The organism is Saccharibacillus endophyticus (assembly GCF_013185185.1).
GTDB classification, from domain to species: Bacteria; Bacillota; Bacilli; order Paenibacillales; family Paenibacillaceae; genus Saccharibacillus; species Saccharibacillus endophyticus.
Genome location: NZ_JAAZWE010000007.1, coordinates 293413 through 308871, shown reverse-complemented (window position 1 = coordinate 308871; position 15459 = coordinate 293413). Strand labels below are relative to the sequence as shown.

At 52.1% G+C, this 15459-nt stretch carries 10 protein-coding genes; 2 read left to right on the top strand and 8 right to left on the bottom strand.

The features are described 5' to 3' along the window. Positions 1-4 precede the first annotated feature (4 nt). The 7 genes from HRQ63_RS23040 to HRQ63_RS23010 all read right to left on the bottom strand — a co-directional run bounded on the left by HRQ63_RS23040 (position 5) and on the right by HRQ63_RS23010 (position 6010). A complete protein-coding gene (locus tag HRQ63_RS23040) occupies positions 5-850 on the bottom strand; it encodes an undecaprenyl-diphosphate phosphatase (protein ID WP_172247501.1) in 846 nt (281 codons plus the stop codon). A gap of 160 nt (positions 851-1010) precedes the next feature. Continuing rightward, on the bottom strand, positions 1011-1709 hold the full coding sequence (locus tag HRQ63_RS23035; protein WP_172247500.1) for a hypothetical protein: 699 nt from the start codon (positions 1707-1709) through the stop codon (positions 1011-1013). A gap of 22 nt (positions 1710-1731) precedes the next feature. Then, the gene (locus HRQ63_RS23030) at positions 1732-2400 is read right to left on the bottom strand and encodes a deoxynucleoside kinase (protein WP_037284255.1); all 669 of its coding nucleotides are present in this window, start codon (positions 2398-2400) and stop codon (positions 1732-1734) included. Positions 2401-2579: 179 nt separating this feature from the next. After that, entirely contained in the window at positions 2580-3218 is a 639-nt protein-coding gene (locus HRQ63_RS23025) for a deoxynucleoside kinase (RefSeq protein WP_172247499.1), read from the bottom strand. A gap of 703 nt (positions 3219-3921) precedes the next feature. Next, positions 3922-4608 (bottom strand): Na-translocating system protein MpsC family protein, encoded by a 687-nt coding sequence (locus HRQ63_RS23020; RefSeq protein ID WP_172247498.1) that lies wholly within the window; start codon positions 4606-4608, stop codon positions 3922-3924. 180 nt (positions 4609-4788) lie between these two features. After that, a complete protein-coding gene (locus tag HRQ63_RS23015; protein WP_172247497.1) occupies positions 4789-5184 on the bottom strand; it encodes a response regulator in 396 nt (131 codons plus the stop codon). 148 nt (positions 5185-5332) lie between these two features. Further along, positions 5333-6010 carry a Na-translocating system protein MpsC family protein gene (locus HRQ63_RS23010; RefSeq protein ID WP_172247496.1) on the bottom strand — a complete coding sequence of 226 codons (678 nt, stop codon included), beginning with the start codon at positions 6008-6010 and terminating at the stop codon, positions 5333-5335. A gap of 729 nt (positions 6011-6739) precedes the next feature. Between HRQ63_RS23010 and HRQ63_RS23005 the strand changes: the two genes are divergently transcribed. Together HRQ63_RS23005 and HRQ63_RS23000 are read left to right on the top strand one after the other, a co-directional pair. Beyond that, complete coding sequence (locus HRQ63_RS23005; RefSeq protein ID WP_172247495.1) at positions 6740-9826, top strand: ATP-binding protein; 3087 nt, start codon at positions 6740-6742, stop codon at positions 9824-9826. A gap of 28 nt (positions 9827-9854) precedes the next feature. Continuing rightward, positions 9855-11039: a response regulator gene (locus HRQ63_RS23000; RefSeq protein ID WP_172247494.1), complete on the top strand. Its 1185-nt coding sequence runs from the start codon at positions 9855-9857 to the stop codon at positions 11037-11039. A 137-nt stretch (positions 11040-11176) separates the two neighbouring features. Here HRQ63_RS23000 and HRQ63_RS22995 read toward each other — a convergent pair whose 3' ends face one another. After that, entirely contained in the window at positions 11177-15169 is a 3993-nt protein-coding gene (locus tag HRQ63_RS22995; RefSeq protein WP_172247493.1) for a collagen binding domain-containing protein, read from the bottom strand. Between the last annotated feature and the right edge of the window lie 290 nt (positions 15170-15459).

Here is a 15459-nt window from a genome sequence, read left to right as displayed (position 1 = left end):
TCGATCAGAACCAAACCAGGTAGATGATAGCCGCGAGCACGATCCGATAGATCGCGAACGGAATCAGCTTGACCCGGTTGATCAGCTTCAGGAAGAAGCGGATCGAGATGATCGCGAATACGAAAGCGCTAATGAATCCGACGATAAAGTACGGCAGCGCGTCGATCGTAAAGTACTCCCAGTTTTTCACGATGAACAACAGGCTTGCGCCCGCCATGATCGGCACGGCCATGATGAACGTAAAATCGGCGGAAGCGCGGTGGCTCATCCCGACCAGCACGCCGCCCGAGATCGTCGCGCCCGAGCGCGAAAAACCCGGCCATAGCGACAAGCATTGGAACAGCCCCATCGAGAGCGCTTTGCCGTATGTAATTTCGTCCACGTTCTCGGTCACCCGACGATTCGATCGGCGCATCACGAGGTCGGCCACGATCATCAGGATCGCTCCGGCCACCAGCGCCCATAATACCGTTTTGAGCGAAAACAGATGCTCGTCGATATAATCGTCGAACAGCAGACCCAGCACGGTCGCAGGCAGCAGACCGACCAAGATATGCAGCAGGTTCAGTTTCGGCGTGCCTTTGGGAGCGCCGGAATGCCGTCCTTTCAATCCGAGCAGTTCATAGAACTTTTCGCGGAACAAAATAACGACGGCCAAAATCGAGCCTAACTGGATCACGACCTTAAACGTGTTGGCCACGTAAGGAGAACCCAAAAACTCTTTCGACTTCAACCATAGATCGTCGACGATAATCATATGCCCGGTCGACGATACCGGCGCAAATTCCGTCATCCCTTCGACGAAGCCCAGAATCAGTGATTTAAATAATGAAAATAAATCCCAATCCACTCTCTCACGCCTCTCTCCACTTTCTTTTGTCTGATTCAGTTCAACTCATCTTAGCACGGCGGCGGCGGAAGAAACCAGCCCGCGTCGAAAGGATCGAAAGCCGGAATTTTTCCGGTTTCCCTATTCCCTTTTGCCGAGAAGCCGTTACCCGCCGAATTCGTTATTTCGCATACTTGAGCAGCGCTTCCGCCGCACGCAAACGAAGCTCCGAATCGTCACTGCGAAGCATGTCGCGCAAAGCGGCAATCGCTTCGCGAACCGTCTCCTCGTCCACCTGCGCCCGCGAATGATTCGCAGCAGATTGGGCAGAGTTTGGAGTACCGCTCGACGCCGGTTCTGCCGCACTCGAAAGCCCGGGGACAGTGCCTCCGGGCGATTGCGCCGCGAACAGTTCCAATCCGGCCAGATCGACAGGCAGCGGGAAAGAAGCCATATTCCCGCCTTCCGCTCCGGCCGATTGGGAAACGAAGTCTCGCAGCAACGGGTTCAGCGAAGATTCCGGCAGCACGCCAAGCCAGGTGACACCCCGCCGATGGCAAGTCGCTTCTTCGGGGCTATCGTAGTCGTCCCGATAATAGTAGTCGCCGAGATCGCCTAACCAGACATTCCCTTGAGCCGAAACGACCACGTAATCGCCGTCCTCCATGCCTTGTACGAAGATGTTCACATCTGCAAGGACACGCCGTAATCCGGTCCCTTCATATCCATACACCCGATTAAGCCGCTTAGAAACCTCCGCTTCGTCCGCATGTTCAAGATTTCCGATTCCCGGATATCCCATGCTGACAAAACAATCCCGCAGAAAGTCCTCCATCCGGCTTCGTCCCTGTACGAACGGCGAGATTCGAAACAGCTTCATGACCGCCACCTCCGTTGATGAATTAGACGTTCAAGCTTGCTTTGGCCCTGCGCGATTCTTGAATAGCGACTCCGATTCTGGAAATGATGTCATCCAACGAAGAAGGATCGTTTACGTCGTATTCGTCAATATTGAGACGCAATACCGGGCAAGCGTCGAAACTGCCGATCCAATCCGCGTAACGTCCGTGCATCTTTTCCCAGTACGTCACTTCGGTCTGAATCTCCATCTCGCGACCCCGCTCCGTAATGCGTCCGAGAATCGACGGAAGACTGCCTTCCAGATAAATAAGAACGTCCGGATGCGGGAAATAAGGCGTCATTACCATCGCTTCGAACAGGCTCGAATACGTCTCGTAATCGACTGCGGACATCGTGCCTTGGTCGGCGTGCATTTTGGCGAAAATTCCGGTGTCTTCATAGATCGAACGATCCTGCACGAAACCGCCGCCCGCTTCGAAGATCGCTTTTTGTTCTTTAAAACGCTCCGCGAGGAAGTAGATTTGCAGATGGAAGCTCCAGCGTTCGAAATCGTGATAAAACTTTTCCAAATACGGGTTATGGTCAACCTTCTCCAGCGAAGTCCGGAAATCAAGGCGCTGGGCAAGAGCAGCCGTAAGCGTCGATTTGCCCACGCCTACTGTACCGGCTACCGTAATCAGCGCATCGGAGGGAATAGAAATTTGTGTCATCGTTAAAGTCAGACTCCTTCTGTTTGAATAACTTGAAATAGTACCTTGACCGCATCAAATCCAAGGTTTACGCTCATCGGAAACACGCAAGGTTCAAGTGGGTTTCCGATGGGCGTAAGCTAACATCTTAAGCGGTCATGGTAATAGGGCTCTGCTTCCGGTAAACGGCAAGCAGGCAATCAGCGGGGATGACCGCTGGAGATACGCGATTTGACTTGCGAGACAATATGGGCAAAATGTTCCGGGTCCGCAACGAAATCCGTCGAATCCCCGTCAACCGTGATAATCGTAGTCTCCGGCTCCGTGACAGCAAGCGAAGACATGGCCGATTCGTAATCTTCGATCAACTGCTCCAGGTAAGCATGATCCATATCCTGCTCGAATGAACGGCCGCGCTTGGCGATCCGGGCGAGCAGCGTTTCCAGGCTAGCCTTGATGTACACGATGATATCCGGCTTTGCCAGGTCGTCCGTCAGCACATGATAGATCTGCCGATACTTCTCGCGTTCGCGCCCTTTGAGCGTGCGTTCGGAGAAAATCAGGTTTTTGTAAATATGATAATCCGACACGACGGGCTGCCCCTGCCGGATCAACTTGGATTCGGTATCGCCGAGCTGCTTGTACCGATTGCACAGAAAGAACATCTCAAGCTGAAAACTCCATTCGTCCAGGTTCTGATAGAATCTCTCCATGAACGGGTTTTCCTCGACGATTTCTTTGAGCAAAGGCATATCTAACTCCGCGGCCAACATCGAAGCAAGCGTCGTCTTGCCTGCCCCGATCGCGCCTTCGACCGCGATAAAAGGAACTTGATTCATAAAAATCCTCCTGCCTCCGCTGCCGCCTTTGAACTTGCCTTGATCGGCGGCTTTCGTTTCGAAAAAATAAGGCGTCGATCTACTACCCTTTCAACTCTTAATCAGAGGTTTACGTTTGGCTGAAACAAACACGCTTTAGGTTTGTTTCCGTTGGAGACTTCGTGCACGGTTTAGGTACGAAATCTCAGCCAAACGTAATCTTACTTTTAGCGTTGACAAGGTACTACAGACCGAACACCGTACAACATTGTATCACAGCCGACTACCAACCGGACCCCCCAATTCAAAAATCAAAAAAAGACCCTTCCGGGTCTTGGAAAAGTCGTAGAAGATCCTATTCGCTTGGGAAAAGCAGCCGGCTGCGGGTGAAAATTCGTTCAAGCCGCTGTCTCGCCCAAGAATGTATGATTTGAATATATTCAAATCATACATTCTTGGGCTCAAAGGCGTCTTTCACTGAATTTTCACCCTCCGCCTCTATCTTCACCAGCAAAACAAATCTTCCCGCCTCTTCTTTTGAATTAACATTCAAAAATCTTTTTTTCCTGCGCAAAAAAAGAAATTCCTGTTCGCTTTTCGTGCGGACCAGCGGAGGGGGAAATTCAGTGAAAGACGCCTTTGAACGCGGAAAGCCGTAGGCTTTCTGCGTGAGACAGCGTCTTGAACGAATTTCCCCCGCAGCGCCTCCACGAACAGGATATTCCTACCCCCCGAACCGACATATGAGCACGCTGTCGTCGCGGTCAAAGTCCCAATCGATGTACAGGTCCGTCATCTGCCTGCCCAGCGCGCTGCCGATTCTGGCGTCTTGCCATAATAATCCTTTTTCCAGCTTGCGCTTGGCCGTCTTCAGAATGTCGGACTGTCCCAAGTCGTTGAATTCTTTTTCCAGCAAGATAGCAAGTCCTTTACGGAAAACCAACAGGTTATCCGGATCGATCCACCAAGATAGAATAAGGTCCGGCGTCGTTTGCACTTTGCCTAACAAATCGGCGATCTGCTTGTGCACCGATTCCCGCCCCGGATAATCCTGCGCGGCTTTCAGAATTTTAGACTCGTCACGGACCAGACCTGTAATCATTCCCGAAGCCTGCCCAATATTCCAATCATAGAAGAAGTTCATGGGCGGAAGCCCAAGCTCCTGTTCAAAAAAGGTTTGGATATCCGGAATCAACGACTTAATCAACAGTTCGCGCGTGTATCGAAAGGTCTTCTCGTCTTCCCGGGCTAGCAGTTCGTCTTCGACCGGATTGGTGAAGCGATTTAGCGTAAGCACGACACTTTGTTTGTCCAGAAAAACGCTCAGCGCTTCGGGCCCCTTACCGAAACGGGCTCTGAGCAATTTTCCGACAAATCCGGTGATCGACTGTACGATTTCTTTCGTTTCCATGGTTCAAGCACCCGCATTCGTTTTCCGAAGATATACCCGGCGTTCAGAATATGGTACACAGACGCATTCAATCAATCTTGCGAATCGCGATGTCCGGTGCACTTGGCTGCGGCAGTGTGGCAGAACGTGAGCATTCACCGCCATTATACGCCGATACCTTCCGATAATCGACTCCCCGCGCTACTGATCGTCTGCGGTTAACAGACTTCCCCTGATTTGGTGAACAAAGCTTTCCATGGCCAACGGTTTTTTCAGATATTTCCGAAATCCCGCATCCAGGCCACGCTGTACATCGTCATTCAGTGCACTGGCACTGATTGCCCATATTGGAATCATCGCTGTATTCGGATCGGAACGCAAACGTTCAAGTCCCTCGTATCCGTCCATGCCGGGCAACTGAATATCCATGAGGATCAGGCTCGGCCGATGCAGGTCCATGAGCGTTATCCCTTCTTCCATCGTAACGGCTTCCAGCAATTGGAGTTCAGGCAGTTTTTTTCTGAAAATATGACGCATAAGCAGCATACTGGAGCGATCGTCTTCGATGTAAAGTACATATTCCGCTTTTTTCCGCATTTCGACCATCCTTTCCGCATAAAAATAGGCCGAAGAAGAGGTGCGCGCACCTCTTCTTCGGCCCGATTAATCAGCGCATCCCGAAGGAGTCTGAACCGTTACCGATCCTATACGTTGTCGAATCTGTACCTGGTCAACACCAAAGGTACTATTCCTCAAATATGTAAATGACGATGCTGCGATCGAGATTGAAATCCCAATCCGCGTATAGATCCGTCAGCGTCTTGTTCAAAATAATTCCCGCATCCGCATCCTGTTCCAGCATTCGTTTTTCAAGCCTTCGTTTAGCCGATTTTAATACTTCCGTATAACCGAGCTCGACCATTTCCTTTTCCAGCAGTACGGTTATACCCTGTCGAAAGACGGCGAGCATCCGCGGATTTACCCACCAAGAATCGATATGTTCCGGAACCTTTTGAATCGCGGCCGTCACTTCGATCACTTTTTCGTGAACGTCGGCTTTACCCGGATAATCAGGCGAATCGGCAGGCTTAACATCGAACATTCCGATGATCGCGCCCGAAGCGTTGTGTACGCCCCAGTCGTAATAAAATTCGGATACGTTCATCCCTGTGTTTTCTCGCAAAAAATCGCTTAATTCCGGCAGCAACGACTCCATCAGAAGTTCGCGCGTGTAACGGAATGCTTTCTCTTCTTCCTGCGTGAGCAGAAATTTCTCCACCGGTCCCATGAAATTACGCAAATGGAACACGATGCATCGCTCACTCAGGAAAACGCTCACGGATTCGGGGCCTTTACCGAAGCGCGTTCTCAGCAGCTTTCCGACGTAACTCGTCACCAGGCTGATTGTCTCTTTTTCGTTCATCAATAACACCGGCCCAGCTTATCAGGATATGCCCAGAATTCGGACACATCGGCTCTACGACCCAATAATGAGGCAGCCGAATATGAGCATTCCAATTAAGTATACTGGATCTTGTTTCAATATGCGATAGCAAAATGTGGGAAATAAAAAATTCAAAACATCGACTAGGGCGCGTACGCAAACTTCGAAGGCAGCTGAAGATGCACGTCGTTAAGCTTGCGTACGCGCCCTAAAGCCCAACAGCACGTTGCTTGCCGAAGATGTCGCAAGAGGCTTGCAAGAAAAATAGAGCGAACGCAACCGGGACTCGATTCATCGACGTGCGCGGCGCTTTCCTGGAGCATCCGGATTTCACTCGTTTCCTCTGCTCCGACGGCATTCAACCCATTAAGGAAGGACATCGGTTGATATGCGACAAAGTGTTGGATTTTATGCGGGCGGATTACGGACACCTGATTCGTCAACGTTGAAAACGACTCGAATCTTGACCCTTTATGCCGAAAAGCAGGCTTGCTTCCTGCTTTCGGCTTTTTTTATCGGCAAAATATTTGAATTCTTCACGAATCGGCAAATAAAGTATGGATTCCCGTGCTTGTCAGAATTAAAGTAGTACTTATGGGACACTTTACAGGCAAGTTACGCGCAAAATCGTTTCGCTTATCGCCGACATGGTCGATTTTTTTGCTTTTGCTGCTTATTTTGATGATGCTGTCAGGGCTTCGATTGATTTTGACAAATCCGTATTCGATGCCAGAAGCGCCGCGCGCTTCGCAAGGTATATTGGATCTCAGAGGAACGAAGCTCGACAATTGGCATACGGTGCGATTGGATGGCGAATGGACATTTTACCCTGAACAATTTATCGGCACCGATCCTTACGGGTCAGCAGATTCTTCATTTATTCGGGTACCCGGCAGTTGGCAGGGAGCGCTGGGTACGGGCAAGCGTTCAACCGAAGGTTACGGCAGCTATCGCCTTCGCATTTTATTCGATCCGGTGCCGGACCGCTCCTATAAATTAATGATTAAGGACATCCAGACTTCTTTTCGGATTTATGCCAACGGAGATCTGGAAGCTCAGTTAGGGCAGCCCGGCGCAACTGCCGATTCCCATGCGGCCGAAGTGAATACGGAACTGGTCTCCCTGCCGCGCGCGTCCGAGATCGATCTGATCGTCGAAGCTTCGAATTTCGAGAACGCGTACAGAGGCGGCATCGCCCGTTCGATCAAGTTCGGTTCTTCCAATGCGGTTAATTCCGAGCGTACGTACAATGTAGCGATGCAACTGATCACATTGGGCATTTTGCTGCTTCACGCGATATATATCGGCATCATTTATTTGTTCAGCCGAAAAGACAAAATCTTTTTGCTGTTTACGCTGCTCCTTGTCGCGGCCGTATTCAGTATCTCGCTGGACGAGGACAAAGTGCTGCTTGCTGTCTGGCCGTTCGATTATGCCGCCGCCAAAAAGATTTCGTTGTTCGCGTATGCGGCCATGACGACGCTGATGCTCAAGATCGCCGTATCCTTTTGCTTGGAAAAAGCACGTCAGCGAAAATACAACATTTACTTCGCCTTGGCCGGCCTTTACGGGCTGTTCATCGTGGTTGCTCCGATCGAGGCCGTGCTGCTTTCGGCCAAATTCGGAATTTTCACGATTGCGACGTTGTTCCCTTCGATCTGGGTTCCGCTGCTTCTGATCCGTTACGTGCTGCAAAAAGATCAAAACGGCATTTTCTTGTTGATTGCCGCAGCCGGCATGACTTCCACGATGATCTGGGGCGGCTTCAAAAATTTGGGGTGGGTCGAACCGGGCTTCTACGCTTTCGATATTCTGCTTTCCTTCCTCGGAACGGTCGCGTACGCAGTGGGCCGATACTTCCGCAACAATACGGAACTGTCCCTGCTCGCCGAACGGCTGCAAAAAGCGGATAAAGCAAAAGACGACTTTCTTGCCCAAACCTCCCATGAGCTGCGTACGCCGCTGCACGGCATGATCAATATGGCGGACGGCGTGCTGGCGATCGAAGGAGACGCCTTGACCGAACGCTCCCGCAAAGATTTGCAGCTGCTCGGTCAAGTGGGACGCCGCATGAGCCTTCTGCTCGGCGATCTGCTGGATGTCACTCAAATCCGGGAAAACAGGCTTTCTTTGCGCCTTGAATCAATCAAAATCCAGTCCGCGGCCGCAGGCGTGCTTGACATGCTTCGCTACATGACCGCAGGCAAGCCATTGGAGCTGGTCTTGGACATTCCGGATGATTTCCCTTCCGTCTATGCGGACGAAAAAAGGCTGACTCAAATTCTGTTCAATCTGGTGCATAACGCGATTAAATTCACGCCTTCGGGTCAGGTCATCGTGAGGGCGAAAATTGTCGGCCACCGCGCAGAAGTTAGCGTTTCCGATAGCGGAATCGGTATCGCAAAAGAAGATTTGGATCGAATTTTCTTGCACTACGAACAAGGGGATTCTCTTCAGAATGCCGCAGGCATAGGTCTCGGACTCGGAATCAGCCGCAGCTTGGCCGATCTGCACGGCGGAAAACTTGAAGCCGAGTCGGAAGCAGGAAAAGGATCTACGTTCTCTTTCTCTCTTCCTTTGGCGGAAACGTCCGCTTGGGAAGCGGGTCTTGCGGAAGGAACTTCGGCCTTAACCGCGCATGGCATGCAGAAGGATTCGAGAAGCGGGAAGCCGGACTCCGGCACCGCCGACAGGGCGCTTGCCGCCTATCCGGCAAGTTCGTTCGAACAGCCGGATTCCGACGGATGGACCGATATCGATCAGCGTCCCCGAGTGCTGGCAGTGGATGATGATCCGGTCAATCTGCGCGCTCTTCGAAGCATGCTGCCGGAAGAAAGGTATCAGGTCGATTTTGCTTTAAGCGGCGCGGAAGCGTTGGAGCTGCTGGAAGAACGTCCTCGCGACCTCATCATCGCGGACGTCATGATGCCCCAAATGTCGGGGTACGAGCTATCCAGCCGTATCCGGGAACGTTACTCCCGCGCCGAGCTGCCGATCCTGCTGCTTACCGCCCGCAGCCGTCCGGAAGATATCTATGCCGGCTTCGCGGCCGGCGCAAGCGATTATCTCACCAAACCGGCGGATGCGTTGGAATTGAATTACCGGGTCAAAGCGCTCACCGATCTCAAGCGTTCGATCGGCGAACGCTTGAGCATGGAAGCCGCCTATTTGCAGGCTCAGATCCAGCCGCACTTTTTGTTCAATGCGTTGAATTCGATCACGGCGCTAAGCGGAATCGATATCGATAAAATGAACGAAACCATCGAAGCCTTCGGCTTCTATCTCAAAATCAGCTTCGATTATTGGAGCGCCCGTCCGCTGGTTACGTTGGAACGCGAGCTCGAATTGGTTCAATCGTATTTGTATATTGAATCCATGCGCTTCGAAGATCGGCTTCGGACCGAGGTGACGATCGCTGCCGACCTTGATCCGGAAGGAGTTTGGCTGCCTCCTCTCTGTATACAGCCGCTTGTCGAAAATGCCGTTCGTCACGGCGTGCTCAGCCGCTCCAAAGGAGGCTCGGTCTCGCTCGATATCCGAATCGAAGGCGAACGCCTTGCCGTTACCGTTCAAGACGACGGGGTCGGCATGGACCGGCAAACGCTCGACAGCCTGTTAACGCCTGTCAGCAGCGGACGCCAGGGAATCGGAACCTTGAACACCGACCGTCGTTTAAAAAGAATGTACGGTTCCGGTCTGCTTATCGACAGCCTGCCCGGCGCGGGAACTACCGTATCGTTCCGTATTCCGCTGACAGGTTCGGGCTTGCCGTTTTCCGATATGGCATCCGACTGAGAAAAATCGCTAAAGAGGTGAATCAATCATGATGAAGGCTCTGCTGATCGACGATGAGAAGCTAGCCGTAATGCATATGGAAAAGCTGCTTCGCGAACTGCCCGAATTCGAAGAAATCACTGCCTATACAGACCCGTCGGCAGCGATTGAAGCGGCGCGCCAAAGCCGGCCGGACGTGATTTTCCTCGATATCGTCATGCCGGATCTCAACGGCATGCAGGCCGCGGAATTGCTTCAGCAGGCCAGTCCCGACTCGGATATCGTATTCGTGACCGGTTACGACCGATACGCGATCGAAGCCTTCGAGCTGAATGCCCTGGATTACGTGCTTAAGCCCGTTCAACGGGCACGGCTTGCCAAGACCGTATCCCGGCTGAACGGAAGGCGGACGGAAAGCGAAAATGCGGAAAAGCCCGTTCAAGAGCTCATGATCGGCAGCTTCAAAACGCTTCGGCCCTCCGCGAATCCCGGAGCTTCGGCTCCGGCCTTTCGCTGGCGAACCAGCCGTGCCCAGGAAGCGTTCGCGTATCTCCTGCATCACAGGGAACGCTTTGTCGCCAAAGACGCGCTGATCCAGCACTTTTGGCCGGATTCGCCTTACAAACAGGCGTCTACGTATTTGTACACCACGATCTATCAGATTCGGCAATGTCTCAAACAAAGCGGAATTCCCGTCGAGATCGCGAATGCCAGCGGCGGAGAAGGGTATACGCTGCGCCTGAACGAAGTGGTGCTCGATACGGACCGTTTCGAATCGGGCATCCGTTCGCTCGGCCCGGTAACGAAAGAAAACAGTGCGGAGCATCTGCAATTATCCGAGCTGTACATCGGCGACTACCTGGCCGACTACGACTACCCTTGGTCGGAAGGCGAAAAACAGCGGCTCCGGGCTATTCAGCTGCATCATGCGTCGGGCCTTGCTTTATTTTTGCTGGAAAACGGAAGAATTTCCGAAGCTACGGCCGAGTACAAAAAATTGACGGACATCCATCCTTACTCCGAGCATGCCCATCTGGGCCTGCTTCAAGCTTACGCCCTTTCAGGCGACAAGGGTGCCGTGGACGAGCATTACCGATTGGCGGAGCGCCTGTTCGAGCAGGATTTGGATGTAGAGCTCCCCGCCGTTTTGTCGGAGTGGTACGAACGTTGGAATGCCGGAGTTTTTTCTTCTACGGAACTACAGATAGCGGCGCTACGCCCGCACGGAAAATAAGATTCCGGCTGAGCTCCGCTTTTTTATGAAAGCCGAAAAGCCATCTTCGACGCGCATGCACGCGTCGAGGATGGCTTTTTTTACTCGTGAATTGCCGGATTAAAAGGTGGGGTAAGAATGTCTTGCGGGTTTGCCGGTCATTTTTGTTCGTTGAGCTTTTTCTTTCGAATCAATGTGAAGCCGATTGCTCCGACCAGAATCATCGCGAAGCCCAGCGCCCGCATCGGGAACGCGCCGGTTTCGCCGGTTTGCGGCAGCAGACCGTTCGTAAACTCGGGCGATCCGGACGGAACCGAAGAGTCCGTAGACTGTGTCGGCACATCAGGGACGGACGGGTCCGGATTAATATCCAGACCGCCTCTAGGCGTCTCGTCAAGCAGATTCAAGTCGTCGTCCGGTACAGGCTGCGGAACCGGTTGAACCGCGGAAGGAACTTCAACCGGCGCTTCAGGCACGATCGGTGCCTCCGGAGTCGGCGTAACCGGGTCAGGATCGACTTCAAGTCCTCCCGAAGGCGTACCGTCTTCCGGCAATACGATCAGAGGCGTCGGAAGCGGCAGTTGCGGGAAATACAGGCCCGGCGGCTTAGGCGTCGGCGTTTCCGGCGCCGGATCAACCGGAGGCGTTACCGGAGGATCGACCGGTGTCTCCGGAGGCGTAATCGGAGGACCCGGAGGTGTTTCCGGAGTCTCCGGCGTGATCGGCGGGCCCGGAGGCGTTACCGGAGGTTCCGGAGTGACCGGAGGACCCGGCGGCGTCACCGGAGGTTCCGGATTTTTTTGATTGGTAACGGTTCGCAGGTTGTTGGCTTCTCCTCCGTCGCCGACGCTTTTGATCGTTAGCGGCAGCGGTTCGTCATCGAGCACGTATCCTGCGGGAGCTTTCGTTTCCGTCAGCAGGTAGTCGCCCAACAACAGATTGTTGAATTCGATTTTCCCTTCCGAATCGGTCGTTTGGATGCCGATCAGACTGATCTTTCCTTTTCTTACGCGTTCAAGCTTGAATTCGGCACCCGCCAGAACGGTGCTTTCGGAACCTTCTTGAACTTTAAGAACGGTCAATCGGTAATTCTCGCCGCTGCCCGTTCCTCCTCCGACGGATCTCATCACTTTTACTTTGCCTTCGTCGGTGCCGCTGATTTTGCGCGCGTTTTCCCCGCTGAAGACAGCATTGTTGAATACTTCCACTCCGCTTTGGGCGGTAGTCAACGTTTGGTATTCCAACACGTAAGCTGTAGTGATAGTGCGAAGGAAATTCAAGGTGAAGGTTTCGGCTCCGTTTTGATCGGTTTTGAACTCGATCGTATAGTCTTTGCCGCGTTCGAGCATTCGGCTATCGTCTTTGGTCACGACTCCTTTTTCCGATACCTTCGTCGCGTAAAGTTTGAATGTATCCAGGTCTTTCATAAACAATTGGTTGGCACTAGGTCGGTCTTCGAGCACGGCTTTATCTACTGTGGATTGTCCGCGGTTGATCCAGATCGTCCAGTCGATGACGTCCTCGTCCTCCGCGTCCTGCTTGCCTTCTTTCTTCACGAATTCTCCGCCCGTCGCTACCGAAGCGGAAGCTTTCAATTGCTTGGAAACCGGATTCGTACCGCTGTTCAGCACGGCCGTATTCGGTATGGAAGCCGTCGTCACGAGGTTTTCAAGGCTGGTGTCGAAGGTAAGGATATAGCCTTTTCCTGCCGGGATGGCATTTTTGAACGTGACGGTCAGCGTTCCGCTTACCGTATCTGTTGCCGGGTCGTAATCGACGGCCGGAACGTATCCGACGGTGTATTCCGTATCTTTCACAAGATCGCCTGCGGCGATTTTATTGCCGGAGGAATCCTTGGCGTCGATCCGCATTTCGTGAACTCGGATGCTGCTTAGGTCCGGTTTTTGCCCGTGAGTCAGCGTATCCACGATCGAAGCCGAATCTACTTCTTTCAGATTGTAATTGACGCCGATCGTCCAACTGATCTTTTTGTTGATCGCGTTATAGCTTCCGGACTTATAACCGTTGTTCAAAGCTTTTGCGTTCGGTTCGAAATCGTCCCCCGTGTTGACGGTATGGGATCCCGATTCGTCCGCCCAGGTCACGACGGCGTCGTTAAGAAACTTGGTCTTTCCGGAACTCAAACGATCCGTGTCGAACTTCGTCAGGTAAGTCAAAGTGTAGCTGTCCGAAGTTGTGGCATGGTTTCCGATAAAGACGATATCGAATCCTTCGGGATTCCCTTGAGCGTCGTTGCGCAAGGCAAACGTATAATCGTCTCCCTCCTTAAGCTCGCCGTCCGGACCTTCGATCACGAAGGAGTTTTCGACCAGCTCAAGTCCGCGGTTGGTAAACGTATCTTGGATCTTCACGTTTTCCATCGTTCTTTTCGGATCGTTTTTATTGATTTCGATTTTCCAGCCGATCGTTTTGTCTACGTAATTCGCGCTTTTATCGACGTAGTTTTTGATTCCGTAAACTTGGCCGGTACCGACTTCGTCGCTGGCTGTCTTCCCGCCGCTTTCGACGGTATTGACGAACTGTCCGTCGTTGTTATACACGGGATTGATTGCCTGCGTGCTGTATTCGATCATGTAAGCGGAGGTAACGTCTCCTTTGAATCGGAGTTCGAAACCGTCCGAGCTTTCGTCGACCGTATACGCATCGTTAAGGTCAACTTTGATTTTTCCGGACTCGTCGCCGTTTTTCGCAGGAGCGTCGATCCGGTAAACCGTGATGCCGTTCGCGCCGTCGACCAGCTTCTGCTGTCCGTCAAATGTGTCTTTGAGCACGGCGTCGGCTTCGGCGATCGTGTTCAAGCCGTAGTTATAGTAGATTTTCCATGTTGCGCTCTGCTTGACAGAATTGTAGCTGTTATCTACGTAGGTCTTGTCCAGCAGCTTGCCGAAAGAAGTCGAGACCGTCGCTGTAGCGGTCGGCGGCTCTGCCAGTCCGTCTCCGTCGAGCGTGGCGGTATTGGTATAGATCTGTTCTCCTTCGACATTTTCCGTAATGTTTGTTTTGTACACGACCCGGTAAGCCGAATCGATAGTTCCGAATTTCAAAACAAGATCCGATCCGTCTTCCGGAATCATGCTCGATACTTGTTCGCCCTGAGAGACCGAGCCGTCGAGGCCGACATTCAGTTTATAAATTTCGACCGAACTTTTATCCAATTCCAGGCCGGTTTGAATCGGATCGTTCAGGACGGCGTTTGCTACATTTTCCTGCGTTTTATTGAAGTCGACCGTCCAGGTGATCACGCGACCGGCGAACTTTTTGTCTACCTCTCCTTTTTTCTCGATCGATTCTTTTACCGCCGATTTGATTTTGAATGTAAAAGGAGGCAGATTTTCGTTAACGGGGAAAACGACGGTCGTTTCTTTGCCGCTTGAAAACTCCTGCAAATTGAAAGTCGTGCGTGCAAACAGTTCGCCTTTGATATTGTTGTAGTCTTTGATGAAGTCGTTGAACGTCATTTTGATTTTGCGATCAGACTTGCTCATTTCGAAAGTACCTACCGAATCGCTGCCGAATTTCAGTTCACCTTGCAGGTCACGCTCCAAGACGAATTCTTTCGGCAGTTCGAACTCGTACCAGTCGCCTGCCTGGTACTCATGATCGTCAGGGATCGACCAGGTATAAGCCAAATCGATAACCGCATTTTGCTCATACAGCGTATCGGGATCATAGGCGATGAATTCGCCCTGCCCGTTCATGATTGTCAAGGACACGCTGTCGATCAAGTTTTTTTCGATCGCCTGAGCAGGTCGTTCCTCTGCAGCTTCTTCAGCCTGAGTTTCCGCATCGGTATCTTTTTCCTCGTTAGCGACATCTTCATCCGGCAACGCATCGGCGTCTTCTTCGCCGAGCTCATCCGAAGCCGGATTGCCGGTTGTGCTTTCTTCGGTGCCGGTTTCTTCCGGTACCGGTAGTTCGGAATCTTCTTGCCCCTGTGTATTTGGCGCAATTCCTGTATCTTCCGGCGCGACATCTATAGATCCCGCCGTATTTGCCTGTTCTGCCGTTGCGGACTGTTCGATCGTCGCTGCCGTTTCTTCCGCGCTTGCGATGCCCGCAAATCCGAACCCCTGCAAGATCTGCACAACGAATAACAGGCCGATCAGCAGCAGGCTGACTCTCCTCTTCATGTTCAAAAACCCTCCTTGGTTTATGTAAAAGTGCTTGCTCGGCTTTACCTGAAGAACAATATAGACCAAGCACATATACAAAAAATGAACATGCAAGCAAGGAAGTCGAAATCCGAGGACGTCCTTGCACAAAAAGCAGCGCGCAATGAAGAAAAAGACATGATCTTATATAGGCCGAAGTCCGGTTCGCAGCAGAAGAATCCGACCGAATAAAAAAACCGCTAAATCACCGCAGCCGGATAAGGACTGGTGATTTAGCGGTTTTTTTATTGAATAACGATCCAAATCGG

Coding starts and splice junctions, on each gene's coding strand:
- HRQ63_RS23035 (WP_172247500.1), bottom strand. CDS start 1,709: ATGAAGCTGTTTCGAATCTCGCCGTTCGTACAGGGACGAAGCCGGATG.
- HRQ63_RS23030 (WP_037284255.1), bottom strand. CDS start 2,400: ATGACACAAATTTCTATTCCCTCCGATGCGCTGATTACGGTAGCCGGT.
- HRQ63_RS23025 (WP_172247499.1), bottom strand. CDS start 3,218: ATGAATCAAGTTCCTTTTATCGCGGTCGAAGGCGCGATCGGGGCAGGC.
- HRQ63_RS23020 (WP_172247498.1), bottom strand. CDS start 4,608: ATGGAAACGAAAGAAATCGTACAGTCGATCACCGGATTTGTCGGAAAA.
- HRQ63_RS23015 (WP_172247497.1), bottom strand. CDS start 5,184: ATGCGGAAAAAAGCGGAATATGTACTTTACATCGAAGACGATCGCTCC.
- HRQ63_RS23010 (WP_172247496.1), bottom strand. CDS start 6,010: ATGAACGAAAAAGAGACAATCAGCCTGGTGACGAGTTACGTCGGAAAG.
- HRQ63_RS23000 (WP_172247494.1), top strand. CDS start 9,855: ATGATGAAGGCTCTGCTGATCGACGATGAGAAGCTAGCCGTAATGCAT.
- HRQ63_RS22995 (WP_172247493.1), bottom strand. CDS start 15,169: ATGAAGAGGAGAGTCAGCCTGCTGCTGATCGGCCTGTTATTCGTTGTG.